This window comes from Janthinobacterium sp. GMG2 (assembly GCF_033949445.1).
GTDB lineage: Bacteria > Pseudomonadota > Gammaproteobacteria > Burkholderiales > Burkholderiaceae_D > Janthinobacterium > Janthinobacterium aestuarii.
In genome coordinates this window covers 256,004-270,095 of the sequence record NZ_JAXAWA010000002.1, presented here as the reverse complement: position 1 = coordinate 270,095, position 14,092 = coordinate 256,004, and the positions used below count along the sequence as shown (strand labels likewise).

General features: G+C 61.0%; 13 protein-coding genes. All 13 read right to left on the bottom strand.

Going from position 1 to position 14,092, the window contains the following annotated elements:
• Positions 1–431: 431 nt before the first annotated feature.
• Positions 432–596 (bottom strand): hypothetical protein, encoded by a 165-nt coding sequence (locus tag SKZ59_RS07235; protein WP_319991222.1) that lies wholly within the window; start codon positions 594–596, stop codon positions 432–434.
• Positions 597–724: 128 nt separating this feature from the next.
• Positions 725–1,051: a hypothetical protein gene (locus tag SKZ59_RS07230; protein WP_319991221.1), complete on the bottom strand. Its 327-nt coding sequence runs from the start codon at positions 1,049–1,051 to the stop codon at positions 725–727.
• On the bottom strand, positions 1,048–1,545 hold the full coding sequence (locus SKZ59_RS07225; protein ID WP_034751859.1) for a glycoside hydrolase family 19 protein: 498 nt from the start codon (positions 1,543–1,545) through the stop codon (positions 1,048–1,050). Before SKZ59_RS07225 ends, SKZ59_RS07230 begins: the two co-directional genes overlap by 4 nt.
• 14 nt (positions 1,546–1,559) lie before the next feature.
• The gene (locus tag SKZ59_RS07220) at positions 1,560–1,988 is read right to left on the bottom strand and encodes a hypothetical protein (protein ID WP_219327188.1); all 429 of its coding nucleotides are present in this window, start codon (positions 1,986–1,988) and stop codon (positions 1,560–1,562) included.
• 70 nt (positions 1,989–2,058) lie between these two features.
• Positions 2,059–3,648, bottom strand: a complete 1,590-nt coding sequence (locus tag SKZ59_RS07215; protein ID WP_319991220.1) for a tail fiber domain-containing protein — start codon at positions 3,646–3,648, stop codon at positions 2,059–2,061.
• A 154-nt stretch (positions 3,649–3,802) separates the two neighbouring features.
• Positions 3,803–5,788: a tail fiber domain-containing protein gene (locus SKZ59_RS07210; RefSeq protein ID WP_319991219.1), complete on the bottom strand. Its 1,986-nt coding sequence runs from the start codon at positions 5,786–5,788 to the stop codon at positions 3,803–3,805.
• On the bottom strand, positions 5,788–6,618 hold the full coding sequence (locus tag SKZ59_RS07205) for a hypothetical protein (protein WP_319991218.1): 831 nt from the start codon (positions 6,616–6,618) through the stop codon (positions 5,788–5,790). The genes SKZ59_RS07210 and SKZ59_RS07205 overlap by 1 nt, the downstream gene beginning before the upstream one ends.
• Positions 6,615–7,103, bottom strand: a complete 489-nt coding sequence (locus SKZ59_RS07200) for a DUF4376 domain-containing protein (protein WP_070304779.1) — start codon at positions 7,101–7,103, stop codon at positions 6,615–6,617. Before SKZ59_RS07200 ends, SKZ59_RS07205 begins: the two co-directional genes overlap by 4 nt.
• Positions 7,103–8,584 carry a hypothetical protein gene (locus SKZ59_RS07195; protein ID WP_319991217.1) on the bottom strand — a complete coding sequence of 494 codons (1,482 nt, stop codon included), beginning with the start codon at positions 8,582–8,584 and terminating at the stop codon, positions 7,103–7,105. Before SKZ59_RS07195 ends, SKZ59_RS07200 begins: the two co-directional genes overlap by 1 nt.
• Entirely contained in the window at positions 8,581–10,050 is a 1,470-nt protein-coding gene (locus SKZ59_RS07190) for a hypothetical protein (RefSeq protein WP_319991216.1), read from the bottom strand. The genes SKZ59_RS07195 and SKZ59_RS07190 overlap by 4 nt, the downstream gene beginning before the upstream one ends.
• Positions 10,047–13,226, bottom strand: coding sequence for a hypothetical protein (locus SKZ59_RS07185; protein ID WP_319991215.1), 3,180 nt, complete (start codon positions 13,224–13,226; stop codon positions 10,047–10,049). Before SKZ59_RS07185 ends, SKZ59_RS07190 begins: the two co-directional genes overlap by 4 nt.
• Before the next feature lie 51 nt (positions 13,227–13,277).
• A complete protein-coding gene (locus tag SKZ59_RS07180) occupies positions 13,278–13,481 on the bottom strand; it encodes a hypothetical protein (protein WP_051991236.1) in 204 nt (67 codons plus the stop codon).
• 140 nt (positions 13,482–13,621) lie between these two features.
• Positions 13,622–14,065: a hypothetical protein gene (locus SKZ59_RS07175; protein WP_319991214.1), complete on the bottom strand. Its 444-nt coding sequence runs from the start codon at positions 14,063–14,065 to the stop codon at positions 13,622–13,624.
• Between the last annotated feature and the right edge of the window lie 27 nt (positions 14,066–14,092).

Below are 14,092 nucleotides of genomic sequence, written 5' to 3'. Positions count from 1 at the left end.
CGGGACGGCAGGAACACGACGGTGACGGCTGATGCATGCGAAGCTCCTTGGATGGGACGACCAAGATAGCCATGCATGCTTCGTGCCAGGTGGATTGTATACAGAAATTGTGGCAAAAATCACCAGGGATTGGTCAATTTGACCGTGGATGCACCGTTTTCTCGCATGCCGCCCCGCGCACCTGCACCAGAAGGCGGCAAAGGCGGCGGCACTGGCAGGCCACTGGTGACTGCTGCTTGGAGTGCCTGTCAATACCTGCTGCCCGTCCTGATTTGCGGCCTGCGATGCTCACTATCTCGGCGGCTCCGCACCTCGTGCAGTTGCGCTTCTTGGGCCAGCAGCGGTGCCAAGCCCTCCTTCCGCCCGCAGCAGTTTTGTTAGTTGCCAGGCATTTTATGCGTTGCCAGGCGTTGTTAGCCGTTGCTAACCGCTTAGCCGCCGCCGCAAGCATCGAGCAGCGATTCCAGCTGGCGTACATGGGCGGCACGCAATTGCTCGCGCGCCAGCAAGGCTTGCACTTGCTCGAAGATGCCGTGCGATGGCACCGCCGGCAAGACGGGCGCGGCGGGGCGCGTGGCGATGCACGGCGCGCTCACGGGCCAAGCTTCCAGCGTCGATGCCGGTGCCCAAGCCGCGCAGCCGGTCAACAAGCTCGCCAGCAATAAAGTAGCTAGCCTGCTGGCGAGGCCGCCTGCAGGCCTTTCGGCACCTTCACGCGGCGGCCTCATGGCATTTCGCTGGCGATCAGCGCCTCGGCGGCACGGCAGGCGTCGCCTTCGGGCTGCAGCGCCAGGATACGCGCCGCAGCCGCTTGCGCATCTGCCTGCCCGGCCTGCGCCGTGGCCAGCGCCTGCCCTACCCGCGCCGACCGGCGCGCGCCCTCCTCGCGCATCGCATTCAGGGCCTGGTTCTGGCGCCGCAACACAGCTTGCACCTCCAGCACTTGCGCCGCGCACGCGGCACGGCCCGTTTCGCGGCCCCAGCGCTGGGCGCAAAACACGGCTGCCCCCAGCAACAGCAGCATGGCCACAATGCTCAATGACGGCTTCATGCCAGCACCTTGCGCGCTGCCTGGTACAAGGCCAGACGCTCGGCCAGGCCGTTCACGCCGCCGTTGATGCGGCGCGTCACCCGTTCCTGGTCACCCGCGTCGGCCAGGCGGTTCAAGCCGCGCGATTGCCAGAACCAGCCCGCCGAGCGGCAAGCGAAAAACGTCTGCTCCAGCAGTTGCGGCGCCGCCAGCAAATCCAGGCCCAACGCCACACCGCACGCCGCATAGTTGGCGCGCCCCGTCACCTGCAGCAAGCCGCGCCCCTTGAAACGCACACCATCGCCGGCGATCACATTGCCCAGGTCCGCGCGTCCTTCATAGGCCGCACCGCTGGCCAGTTCGCGCACATAGCGCAACTGTCCCGATTCGTGGCCCACCTGCGCCAGGAACGAGGCCCGACGCAGCGGGGTATCGATACTGAATTCGGCCATCGCCGCATTCAAGGGCGCCAGGAACAGCGTAGCGCGGCGACCGGCCAAGGGCATGATCTGCATCAATTGGGCGCCTGTCACAGCATGCCTCGCACATCCTTGACGGCAGCGGCCGCATCGACTGCCAGTTCGCCGATATCCTTGCCGCGACGCTTGTCGAACCAGCGCACGCAGGCACCCAGCACCCACCAGGCAGGCAAGCCGGCCGCCACCATCACTGGGGCGGCGATGAACAAAAAACCCGTGGATGGGTCGCCGCCATACAAACCCGCCACGGTCTTCGCGCTGTCGAACAGGCTGGGCCACCACGACAGCACGACGGCCACCAATACGGGGCCGAGAAAGGTGGAAATGATGATGCTGGAACAAAAACGAATAAATGCCTCCTTGGTGGATCGGGGCCACATGAACATGAAGCCCAGCGACGTGGCGGCGGCGCCGGCCAGCACGGGCACGCCAAACAGTTTGATCAATGCGCCGCCGGCGGCGGTGGTTTCGAGGGCCATGGTTGCCTTTCAGGTGGTGGAAATGAAAAAACCCGCCGAAGCGGGTTTGACAGGAAAATCTATATTTACGTTAGATAGCCTCCAAAGCAGCGAGGCGCGCCTCTATTCTGACCATGCTGGCCCTCAAGCCACGGGCGATGAACATATTAAGCTGGTCATTGCGCAACGAGAACACCTCGCCAGCTTCTCGCAGTTTCACGTCGCCACCACCCTTGCCGTCAACTGGTGGACGGTGTCCATATTCCTCCCCCCACGAGTCATAGCAGATGAATCCGTACTCGAACGGTTCAAGTCCGTGCGCCTCCATGATGCTGACGATTCCCTGAACAGTCGCGCCGATGTGCTTGCGAGCATCAGCCCCCTTGCTCTGCACTGCTTCGAGCCACTGGTATGTCCCCAAGCTTTCAGCGATGTCCAGAGCAGCGGCAATCTCCCTTTCCGTCATCGGGGAAATGGCCGTTTTCAAGCGAGCATCCGATGTGTTGATAGCACCAGTGGAAGCGTACACAACGGCAAACCGATTGGACGGCGCGCCCAATCCGGTAACACTATCAGAAATAGGGTATAGGTAATTACCATTCACGCCAATCACGTCACTCAAGACCCCCCGCTTGTTGACTTGCCACAAGAGCGACGCATCAGGCCCATTTACACAAAGAATACGGCCCGACGTTCCGCTTGCCGCATTTGCGAAATCGACAATAGCCGGGAGGGTATTGCCTGATGAAGCCAAGAACGTACCGTAGCCTTCACCACTTTTCGATGTGATAGTTGCAGTCGACGGTGCTTCAAGGATGAATGATGGTGTCAAAGCCTTGAGGGACTGCAGGTTAGTAAACGTCATGTCACCAGCCGCCGTTACACGAAATCGCTCGACCGAGTTTGTAATCATCACCAATGCCCCCGCCACGGGAGAGTACAAGCCGTGCCCTGGCCCGAACAGGACGCCGATACCGGCTTGCACAGTCCCTGAAAAGACCGGGTTAGCCAACGGCGCCTTCAGTGCCAGCGCCGCGGTCTGAGCCGCTGACACCGGCTTATTCGTATCACTGGTATTGTCCACGCTGCCCAGCCCGACGTCGGCTTTGTTGCCTGACGTCGCAACTGCCGCAAACGACGGACGTCCTGCAATATCTGACCAGGCCGGCATGTATGATCCCGGCAGCGCATCCGTGATGCCATAGCCCGCCAGCGTCGTCGCGCGCGTCGCCTTTTTCTCGTCCAGCTCAGCCAGCGCCGCCTGCACGTTCGCCGCAACGATCCCGCCGACTGGCGTGCTACGGGTTTGCGAAGCCACATTGACGGGAACCGTCACCCACGCGCCGGATTGGAATACGCGCAGGCAACCGCCATTGAGCACCGTATCCCAGTACACGGCGCCGTCCAGGAGCGCAGCACCATGGTTATCCCGGCCTGGTGCGATGTCCTTGGCACCGAGGTAGCGGGCATCGAACGAGGCGAAGGTGGCGACTGCGGACGCGACGGATGCCGTCGCACTGGCCGCATCGGATCTGGCATCGGTGGAGGCCTGCTCCGCAACTGCCGCGCTAGCCGCAGCGGCGGCGACATTGAGCGGGATATCGACAATATCCTGCGCACGCGCCAGCTCATTGAGCTTGCGCAGATAGTCCATCTGGCCCGGATAAAAATTAGCTGGCATTTAATTTCCTCAAAAGTGGTAGATGCCGAACAGGCCCGCAATGCTTCCTGAAAGCGATATTCTCGTGAGATCGCTTTCCATACAAAAAATTGCCTGCAAGGTAGTGGACATGAAAAACCCGCCGTAGCGGGTTGAAGTGGTAACAAGTAGATGGCTAGGCAGCAAGCTCGAGTGCCGCCAGCCGCAGTTCCAGCTGATCCTGGCGGGCGGCCTGGCCACGTGCAATGAACAGATTTAACTCATCCGGACGAAAACTGTACATGCTGCCAGCGAGTTGGACTTCCATTCGAGCAGGCTGAACTTCACCGGGTTCGGTATACCCCTCTGTGAATACCTCGTCCCAGGCTTCGGCTGTCTCTGTGGCTGCATGGCGGACCACGACGGGTGGGTGCACTTTATCCGGCGCCTGGATCTGCGGATGCTCGGTGGTCTTTTCATCCCACTCGTCATAGCAAATAAAGCCGTAGGCGAGCGGATCCAGCCGATGGCTTTCCATCACTTCGATTGCCCGCTGCACCGTCATGCCAATATGCTGACGCGCTGCCGTTCCCTTCTCCCTCATCGCTTCCAAGAAGCGATATTTTCCTATTTCTCTGGCCAATTGGATGGCAGCGGCGATTTCATTTCCAGACAAGGCAACGACTGCCGTTTTATGCCGGGCATCGGATGTCTGGACCACGCCAGTAGAGGCGTATATATTGGTCCAGCGCCGGTTAAAGCTGCCGAGTCCAATTACATTGTCTTCCCAAGGGTAAACGTAGTCTCCTTGCACGCATAATACGGCAGTTAACACTCCGGCTCGCTTTACTGCGATAGTGAAACTTCCCAGTGTTGCATTATTATCAAACCAAGCACGTCCCTGTTCAATCGCGTTGTTATAGCTGAAAATATACGATGCTTGGCCCTGCGCCGCGTCCAGCGCCAGCGCTGTATAACCCCCTGCGGATTTGACGGCCACTGTATTCTGGCCGGGCGCATTGACCTGAAATCCGCCAGGAAACAGCGTCGCGTCTGACGTACTGGTTTTGAAGTAAATGGTTCCGGCACTGCTAGGCTCGTAGTTAATAATCGCAAACGGACCGTTGGAGTTCTTCAGGATATCCGCCGAGGCGGATCCTGCCCCCGATGCCGCCTTTGTAATCAGCCTCATGATCGAACAATTGCCCGTTCCGCTGGCCTCGTTCACCACATCAAGATATCGGTAGCCGACAACCGGACGCTGCTCTCCCACGCTCACGTTACCGTTAATACCAAGAGTCATGGTGTTCGTATTACCCGTATAAAACTTCAATGGAAGAAAGCTTCCCGTACCAATTTGCGCAGACGACAGCCTGACACTATCAGCCCTGACGACGCCCAGCGCGGCCAAGGAGGTATTCTGCGGATTGTCGTCGGCATAGGCATTGAATTGCGCGACCGTACCGGTACCGTTAGGAATTGCACCAATAATAGTGGAACTATTCGCTGTTGTCGTACGCAACAGCACCCGGGCATCGTGAGTCGCATTGGAAAAATCCCCACCGATGACACCGCCAAACACCGCGTTATATGCATTGGCTTTCAATGACAACGCACTATCCACCGCAGCGCTAACTGGTTTTGCCGCGTCTGCCGTATTGTCAACATTCCCCAAGCCAACATCAACCTTGTTACCGGAAATGGCCACCTTGGCCAGACTGGTCGTTGCCGCCTTTTTCAGCTCAAGCTCATTTAACGCCGCCTGAACATCCGTCGCAAGCACCGTCCCCGAGGGGGTACTGGCAATCTGCGAAGCCACATTGGCGGGGACCGTCACCCACTGTCCGTCTTGGCGCACGCGCAGGCAACCGCCATTCAGCGCCATATCCCAATACGTAGCGCCCGCCAGGAGCGCACCGCCAGCGTTGTCCGATGTCGGCGGCAGCGCTTTGGCACCAAGATAGCGCGCGTCGAACGAGGTAAATGATGCCGCAGCAGCAGCGGCTGATGTTGTCGAAGTATTCCCGCTCCCGGCCGCAGACTTCGCTGAGGCAGCGGCTGCCGCAGCACTCGCGGCGGCGGCGGCCGAGTGTGCCGGTATATCAACGACATCCTGCGCCCGTGCCAGCCGGTTCAGCTGGTACAGCGTGTCGCGCTGCCCGTAGTAAAAAGCATCGCTCATTACATCTCCTCTATTTCAATGTTAGTAGCATATGCCTGGAAAGATGGCGTAGTGATGGCGACGAGGCTGGCCAGGCGTCCGTAGACCTGATGTGCCTGCTCAAGCTCGACGTCATCGTTATCCGGAAACAGGCTGACAAATATGGGCCGCGATAGGCCGCTACCTCGCACGATGCGCCACAGGTCAGCGCGGTCTTGGGGTGTCATATGATCAAGTGCCAGCGATAGCTTCCGAAACAGTGTGCCCCGTTCCACTTTCTGCTCGCCGGCTCCACTGCGATATAGGCTGCTGGTGTCGCCCGGTGTTACGCCGGCCCCGTACGCAGCATTGACCTGGGGTTCCCAGTAAGCACCAGCCACCAGGCGCGCAACCTCGATGTAGCCGGCAGGGTTGTCAAGATCGACCAGGTCGATTACCAGTTTCTTGACACTGCGCATCTGGAACCAGCATCGGCCGTAGGTTGTACCACCATAGCTGAAGGCATTGACCCCAAGCGGCAGCGCCCCCCAGTTCCACATGCCCAGGCGCGCGTACTCGCACGCCGGCATGGTGCCGGTATCAAAATCGGGCACGGCGTCCCCTGGCTCGACGTAGCCGCGAACGCGAATCGCCGCCGTCGGCGTCAGGTTGCAAAATGGCAGGGCCACGCCGCCGATGATCTCCGGCGTTGGCCAGGCCGCCGTAATGCTCAACTGAGTGCCAACTGAACGGAGCACCGAGGACTTGTCTTCGCGCTGTAAGTTGGCGGGTCCCAAGGTTCCGGCCTGGCTGGATGCGCTCAAGGCCGCGCGGTCGCCGACATTGTCGTGGATGATGCGCAAATTGTTCATTTCACTACCTCTACTGGCCAAACAATAGCCTCAAGCTGTCCGATGGTCTCCGCCGTTGCAATCAGTTCGCGCAAGCCACGGGCAATGACGAACGCACCCGAGACCTGTGCGACCAATGCGGCACCAACAGCGATCATGCCGGCGGCATCAAGCGCCACCGTCGTGTTATCGGATAACGTCCAATCAATGCTATATGGCAGGCCTGCCACTTGTGCCAACAAAGCCATGTGCGCTGCACCTGTGATGCGTGCCTTGTCGGCCTGGTACCGCAATCCGGCGCATGTAAAATCAGAAAGCTCGGCTGCCTCGCGTGCCAGCTTGATGCGTGCCCAGGTAGATATCCTGGTGCCCTCCAACGTTTTGGTGTCTATCCACAAGTCGGCACCAGCGTCGTAGATGTGATGCGCGCCAGGCCGGGGTGGCAACGTCTTCCCTGTGCGTTCGTTAGTCTGAGTGCCATCACTGTTGATAACGATTGTTTCCATTAAAAATTCCTTGCGATCACAATCGCCTGACATTGTTTAACATAAAGCTTGCCCATATTCGCTGCGCCAAGGTCAGCATTGGTGCCGGAAACTCCGAACTGGACGGTGTCACCCACGTTGATGTTCAAGGTAAGTCCGTAGACCGTTGCGGCAGGGGCATCGCCGTCCTGCCGCTCCTGGACTCCGCTCAACCAGCGCCAGTTGCCGCCATTCATGCGATACCAAATGCTCAGTTGGTCGTCGACCACCGCCGTACAAACGATTGAAAAAAATACACTGCCAGAGCGGATGCGGAGCGCGGCAGGCCACCCTGGAGCGTTGTGTTTGAACAGTACTTCCAGATTGGTAAATACAGCTGCGGAACTGAGAGTTGAAGTCTCAACAAATACCCCGGATGCGGACGACTGCAGGGAAATCGATGGGTAACCGGGCTCGAAAAACGCCGTTGCCTCAGTTGCAGTGCCGACGGACACACGCGCAGATGAAAGGTCGCCAGAAAATGTACCTTTCACAGCATCCAACTCACCGGAAAATTTTCCCTTGGCGGCATCGAGGACACCAGAAAAGCTGCCCTTTGCCGCTATCAACTCTCCCGAGAACGTACCCTTGACACTGTCCAGCTTGCCGCTGAAAACTGCGTGGCCATTGACGATGGAAAAGCCAGGCGCATAGATATTGCCTGCCGCATCGATCTGCATATACTTTCCCAGTGCAGGATTACCAAACAGCAATCCGCTCTCGCTCAAGTGGAAACCGCTACCGCCGTTGCTTGGCCATGCATAGGCACTGCTGGGATAGCCAGTACCGCCGTGCACTGTCGCGCTGTAAATGTCGCCCGCCGTGACCTTGCCAAGGTCGGCACTGATTGCGCTCAGCTGCCCAACCTTGAGTGCATTCAGATACGGCGCCGCCCACTTGGTAGTGCCACTGGCCGGATTAAAAATTCCATCGGACCGGTACAGCGATTCTCCGGCACCGAATGCCTGTGGCGAACCTTCCCACACCGTGCCGGCCCCCCAGGTGTTAATTGGCGGAAAGGATGCATCGCCCTGCGAGCTGATGGTCGCCGGCGCGCTCCCCAGCGACGACAGGCCTGTCTTGCTGTAGGCGACGCGCGAAGAATTGCCCGTCACGCCATCAAAAACCTTGCTGACCGTCTGGCTGGCCGTGTAAGTGAGGCTATCGACTACAATCGTGGCCGTGACCGTGACGCTATCGCCCACCATGCCGGCATACGCCAGCGTGGCCACGTTGCCGACGCGCGTCAGCACGCTGGCGTTACTGGCAGAAAACGCCACCTGCCCCTGCATATTCACCAAGCCTGCCGTAAAGTCGATGCTTGCCGGCGCGGCAAGCGTGGTGGCGGCCACCTTGAACGCCTGCGCCGTGGCAGCGAGCAGCAGCACGCGGTCGTTGGCCGGCGCGAAGCGCGGCACGGTATTCATGATCAGCCTGTCGCGTTCCCCCACAATCGCGCTCATACGAGCACCCCCACCGTCGCTCTGCCCGTCAGCCAGAAGCGCGACAGCAGCACCACCACGCCCGGCACGCCGTCCTGCAAGCCAAAGCGTTCAGCGCGCAGTTGTACGGGCTGTCCCAGTTCCAGCATCATCATCTCGGGTTCTCCATCGAATTCATAAATGGTGCGCGGCACCTTGTTCAGGGCCAGGCGCCGCAGCGCTTCCGCGCGGGCATCGGCCCGCGTTTTCAGGCACGTATCGATCTGCACCGGATCGTCGGATAGGCGGTAGCGCGCACGCACCGCCGTGTCGACGACCGTCTCCGTCAGCCATTCCGTGGCATACAAATCCGCATGCGCGGGCGGAATGCTGGTCGTCAGGCCAGCCTGCAGCGTGTAGTTCCGGTCGAAGCCGATCTTCACGGCGGCAGTCACCGGCAGGCGCTGCGCGGGACGCAGCGAGCGTTCGCGCATCTGCTCCGGTCCGATCGCCAGCGGCACGCCGGCGGCAGGCAAGGCGATCTGCACCAGGCGCAGCTGGCCGGTGCGCGACATGATCGCCTGGGCGCCCACGCTGGCCGCCAGCTGCTGGATGGCCTGCGCCTGGTTCGTGCGGTCCGCAACGTACAGCCCCACTGGCTGCGGGTGAACCGCATCGAAGGCGGCCAGGTTGGCCAGATCCAGATCGGCCGCGGTAAAACGGTCGGCCGCCTTGCCGTAGGCGGTGGCAATGCGCTGCACCAGCGGCGCGATGCGCGGCGCATAGCCGCCACCCTTGTCGCCCTGCACGCTGGCCGTGATCGTGGTGGAAAACGGGTCGGTGGTCAGGTTGAAGCGGCCCGCCTGGTCATTCAAGGCCACGGCGATCGGCTTGCCGTTGGTGCGCACTTCGAACGTCGCTTCGACCGTGCCGAGAAACCCGTATTCCAAGGTGGCGGGGTTGGTCAGCAAGGGCGCCACGTTGTGGCACTCGCCGAACGGAATCGGCAAGATGGCGTCCTTGTTCGGCGTCGTGCCACCCAGCTTCGCTTCGGAGATCGGCGTGTTGAGGCGCTGCAGCTTGTCGCGCAGGACCAGATTGACCGACTCGCGCCCGGCACTGGCCACGTCGGCGATGATGCCGTCGAAGACCAGCTGGAAGTCGGCACGCGGCCAGGAAGGATCGCCGGCCCAAGCCTTGACCGGCCGGTTCATCCAGACATCGTCCAGCCAGCCATCGAGCGCGCCATCGGCATTATCGAGTTCGATATCGCCGCCCGACAGGCCCGCCTCGCCGGACAGGCTGACCTGTTCCGTGAAGGCCAGGCCGCCCTTGGCCAGCGGCTGGTACGCGGTATTGGCCGGTACTTCGCGCGGCCCGGTGACATAGGGCCGCGAAGCGATATACCGCGTCACCTCGCTGCCGCCCACATTCACTTGCGCCTCGATCAGCACCATGCGGATGGCCGACGGGCTTTGCAGCCATTCCTGAAATTGCGCATCGGTCATGCGTATTCTCCTTTCACTGCATTGGCCCAGGCGGATGCCCGGGACGATTTGTCCACGCCATCGACCACCGTCCTGGCGGCGTTGGCGTTCGATTCAAAGGTGGCCTGGATGGTGGCGCCTGTTTGCGCCCGCTGGTCGGCACGCAAGCCTTCCAGTTCCACGCGCATGGCCTGGTTGTCCTCGCGCAGGCCGCGGATTTCAGCCACCAGTACGTCGGAGCCGACGTTCGCAGCCGACGAGTAGCGCACGGGGTCGAAGACCGCCGCTGTCACGGGAGAAGTCATCGCGGCCAGTGCTGCGACCACGGGAGGATTACCGAGTTGCACGCCCAGGTCAGCCGCACCGCCCATCGCCGCCCGCAGACCGGCGATGGCCTGCGCCACCGTCAGCACGCTGTCGTTAATCGTGATCAGGCCCGATACCTGAGCATTGAGCGCATCCAGGCTGGCCTGCTGCACGTCGACCTGCGCGGCTGCCCATTTCAACGCTTCCTTGTTCGCTTCCACCACGCGGGCATAGTCCGCCGCATAACGGGCGTCGGAGGCGTTGACCACTTGCGATGCCGTCAGAAACGCCTGTTCGGCGGCCGACAGCCCCGATTGCGCCGTCGTGTCGCCCGCATTCGCGGCAGCCAGGGTTTTCTCGAACTGCGCCCGCGCTTCGGCGTACTTCTGCTCCGGCGTCAGCGTCGACTGAGCGCCCAGCGCCATGCTGGAGTTCAGCCCGTTCAAGGTCGTCACCCACGATTTCGACTTCTCCAGCGCCGACTTGGCCGCCGCCGATTCCGTCTCATAGGCCTTAGCCAGCGCATCCTTCGCACTGGTTACCGCCTTGACGGCCTGGATCTGGTCGAATAATCCGCGATTGGCATCGGCGACGCCGGCGCGCTGGGCAGCCAGCAACTGCGCTTCTGTTTTCGTCAGTTCGTTCAACTGCTGCTGCATGTCCTTGCGTTCGCTGGCGATGTCGCTGGCCGTCTTGTTCACTTCGGCCAGCTCACCGGTGGCGGCGGTGAGGTCGGCCGCATAATCGGCCGCCTTCTTGAACGGTTCGGCGATGGCAAGCAGCTGCACATACATGTTCTGGCCGGCCACCGTGTTCAAGTCCTGCGCCAGCACCAGCGCCTTGAATTGCTCGCTCGTCGTCACGCCGGACTGTCCCATCGCCGCCATGGCGCTACGCACCGACTTGGTGACGGGGTCCATCTGCTCGGCCTCGGTCAGGAAATTCTGCACGAAGAAGCTGGTGCCGCTGGTCAGGGTATCGAGGTCGCCCGCCGCTTGAATCAGGCTTTCGCTCAGCGCCACGGCGGAAAGACCGGAGCTGTTGAACGACTTGCCCAGCACGGCCAGCACATCCGACACCTGCATGTAGTTGTTGGCCACACGCGCCAAGGTTTCCAGATAGCCCTCGCCCACGGCCTGGTATTTTTCCAGCCCCCCAACGCCGAACTTCGCCATGTCGTCACCCAGCTTCGAAAAGGCCGCTTCCAGGGCCTTTTGCACTTCCTCGCCCTTCAAGTCCTTCAGGCTGATCTTGCCCAGGCTGACGACGAAGGAATTCAAGCGCGCGGTGAAGGCATCGCCACCGACACCCAGCAAGTCGGCCGCAGAGACGATACTCGTGCGCAGACCAAGCACGATTTTCGTAAACTGGTCATTCGTTTCCGTCCCCATGGCCGTGAGATTCGTGGACTTCTTGTCGCTGGAAAACCAGCCGCCGGACTTCTTGAGATCGACATAGGAATTCACGTTGAAGCGCTTAGTATCAAGGTCGCCCAGGCTCGACGAGTTGGTTACGATGCCCACATCCTGCACCGTGGTCTTGCCGCCAAAGATGCTGCTGACGACATTGCCAATGACGCCGCCGCTGGAACTGCCTTTGGTGCCCAGCGCGGACGTCAGGATGTCCGAACGCACCAGCAAGCTGCCCAAGCCACCGATGCCCGAGACGATCTGCTTGAGCGAGACCACCATCGACGAGGAATACGCGAGGCCCAGGCCGGAGTTTTTCTCCATGATTTCCAGGCTGTTTGCGATCGACGCCGATTTCGCGGATGAATCACCAAGCACCGTGCCGGTGCCCGTTGCAGCCTGCCGGTCCTTGGCGGTGGTATCGGCACCGCCACCGCCGCCAGAAACGGCAACGCCGATTGCCAGCAGCATGCCGGCCACCATGGCAAATGCGCCGATATTGGCAGGAAACGGCGCCGCCAAGGCCGATGCCAGCGCCGACACGCCATACGCGCTGGACTTGGCCGTTTCCGCGGCGGTTACCGGTCCGACCGATGCCGCCGCGCCTGCGACTTCCGCCGTCGTCGCGGCAGTTTTCGCCGTGGTCACAAGGGTGATACTCGTCAGTTTTTCAAACAGCGACTTCGTATTCATGGCGAATTCATAGGCGCGGAAGCCTTTTTCCACCTTTTCCATGAGTTCATAGCCGGCCGACTTTTCTTTGAAAAACCCCTTCGCGGCGGTCGCCATGTCGTGATACTGCTTGACCGTGGCCTTTTTCTTGTTTTCCTGTGCCTTTTCCTGCCCTTTTTCGGACGGGTCCTCCTTCACTTCCTTGGCAAAGGTAAAATCGATATCGTCCTGCGCCTTCCTGAATCCCAGCAAGGCAGTGGTCATTTTGCCGATGGTGCCGCCGACATTGCCAAAGGCCTTCTCCAGTTTTGTCGCCAGTTGACCGGAAAATTCACCTGCCTCCTTCCACTCCGCCTCGCTATATTTGCGCGTGGGCGCCGCCGGTGCCGCCTTTGCCTTGGCATCGGCAGCCTCTTTGCCTGCGGTGTCCAGCTTGTCCTGGCGCTGCTCTTCAAACGCAAAAGCGCCATATTTGGCGCCTGCGCCGGCTGTGGCGGGGCTACCTGCGGCGCGGAAAGCCGCCAGCCGCGTATAGGCATTACCCAGACCGTTGACCACCTTGCTGGCATCGGCCAGCGACTTCGCTTCGCCCGCATTCGATGCCCCAAGGGCCTTTGCGGCGGCGGTGGCATCGCGTGCCTGCTCCGCCTGGGCGCGCAGCAACAACGCCGACGATTCCGCCTCCGTATTGACGACTTTCAGGCCTTCGGCCGCAGCCAGACTGGCCTCGCTGATTGCTTTCAGCACTTGTACCGTGTCCGTTGCCTTCGTCAAGTCGATGACAAGTTTTAATTCCGTTATCTCTGGCATGGTTGGCCCATAAAAAAGGCCGCGCATGGCGGCCGGGTTGGAAAATGCGGGTCAGCCCGCCGCATGCTGATGCGACAGAAACAGCGCGTCGAGCTGGTCGAGCAGTTGGTGCTCGAACGGTTCGATGGCGATGGCGTGGCGCGCCTGCCAGGCGAGGATTTCCGTGCTGGCGATGGGGTTGACGGCCATGCCGTTCTGCCGCTTGCGGTTCAGTTGCGCAAACCATTCCCACACGTGGGCCAGCTCGAACGGCATGGGTGGCGTCGCCTCCTCGGGCGGCGCGCGGTACAGGGGATGCCGCCTGGCGGCATCGATATGCTCGCCCTTGGCATGGCCATCGGCCGCCCGTGTGCCGCGCTCGAACTGGTGCCCGGCGTAGCGCAGCAGGCTGGCCGTCAGAGTTTCAAAAAATTCGACTCGTTTTCCAGCGCGGTGGTCACTTTTTCCTGCCAGGTCGGGTACTTTTCAAAGGCCGCTTCCAGCAATGCCGGATCGAGCGGCACGGGTGCACCGTTGCTGGTGAAGCCGTACCAGCCCGTGACCACGGCCAGTGCCAGGCGTTTCTGGTTGCCGTCGATGGCTTGCACCAGCAGTTCCGCGCCTTCGTCGGTGGACGCGTCGATGGCCGTCTTGCGGCGCGCCGATTTCTTGTAGCCTTCGGCGCGCACGGCGTTGTTGGCGACGCGGTATTGCTCGCTGTTCTTGCCGACGATGGTCAGGCCGGCCACCGCTTCGCCGTCCGCGTCGAAGATGACGGGCACGTCGAACGTGACGGGCGTGACCGCCGCGTGGATATTGCCGATGTCGAAACCTGCCTGGATTTTTTGCGCGTTGTTCATGTGTGATGCTTTCTGGATGAAGTAGAA

Excerpts from the sequence above, each read along its gene's own strand:
- SKZ59_RS07230 (WP_319991221.1), bottom strand. The coding sequence starts at position 1,051 with ATGAAGCCGTCATTGAGCATTGTGGCCATGCTGCTGTTGCTGGGGGCA.
- SKZ59_RS07225 (WP_034751859.1), bottom strand. The coding sequence starts at position 1,545 with ATGCAGATCATGCCCTTGGCCGGTCGCCGCGCTACGCTGTTCCTGGCG.
- SKZ59_RS07220 (WP_219327188.1), bottom strand. The coding sequence starts at position 1,988 with ATGGCCCTCGAAACCACCGCCGCCGGCGGCGCATTGATCAAACTGTTT.
- SKZ59_RS07215 (WP_319991220.1), bottom strand. The coding sequence starts at position 3,648 with ATGCCAGCTAATTTTTATCCGGGCCAGATGGACTATCTGCGCAAGCTC.
- SKZ59_RS07210 (WP_319991219.1), bottom strand. The coding sequence starts at position 5,788 with ATGAGCGATGCTTTTTACTACGGGCAGCGCGACACGCTGTACCAGCTG.
- SKZ59_RS07205 (WP_319991218.1), bottom strand. The coding sequence starts at position 6,618 with ATGAACAATTTGCGCATCATCCACGACAATGTCGGCGACCGCGCGGCC.
- SKZ59_RS07200 (WP_070304779.1), bottom strand. The coding sequence starts at position 7,103 with ATGGAAACAATCGTTATCAACAGTGATGGCACTCAGACTAACGAACGC.
- SKZ59_RS07195 (WP_319991217.1), bottom strand. The coding sequence starts at position 8,584 with ATGAGCGCGATTGTGGGGGAACGCGACAGGCTGATCATGAATACCGTG.
- SKZ59_RS07190 (WP_319991216.1), bottom strand. The coding sequence starts at position 10,050 with ATGACCGATGCGCAATTTCAGGAATGGCTGCAAAGCCCGTCGGCCATC.
- SKZ59_RS07185 (WP_319991215.1), bottom strand. The coding sequence starts at position 13,226 with ATGCCAGAGATAACGGAATTAAAACTTGTCATCGACTTGACGAAGGCA.
- SKZ59_RS07180 (WP_051991236.1), bottom strand. The coding sequence starts at position 13,481 with ATGCCGTTCGAGCTGGCCCACGTGTGGGAATGGTTTGCGCAACTGAAC.
- SKZ59_RS07175 (WP_319991214.1), bottom strand. The coding sequence starts at position 14,065 with ATGAACAACGCGCAAAAAATCCAGGCAGGTTTCGACATCGGCAATATC.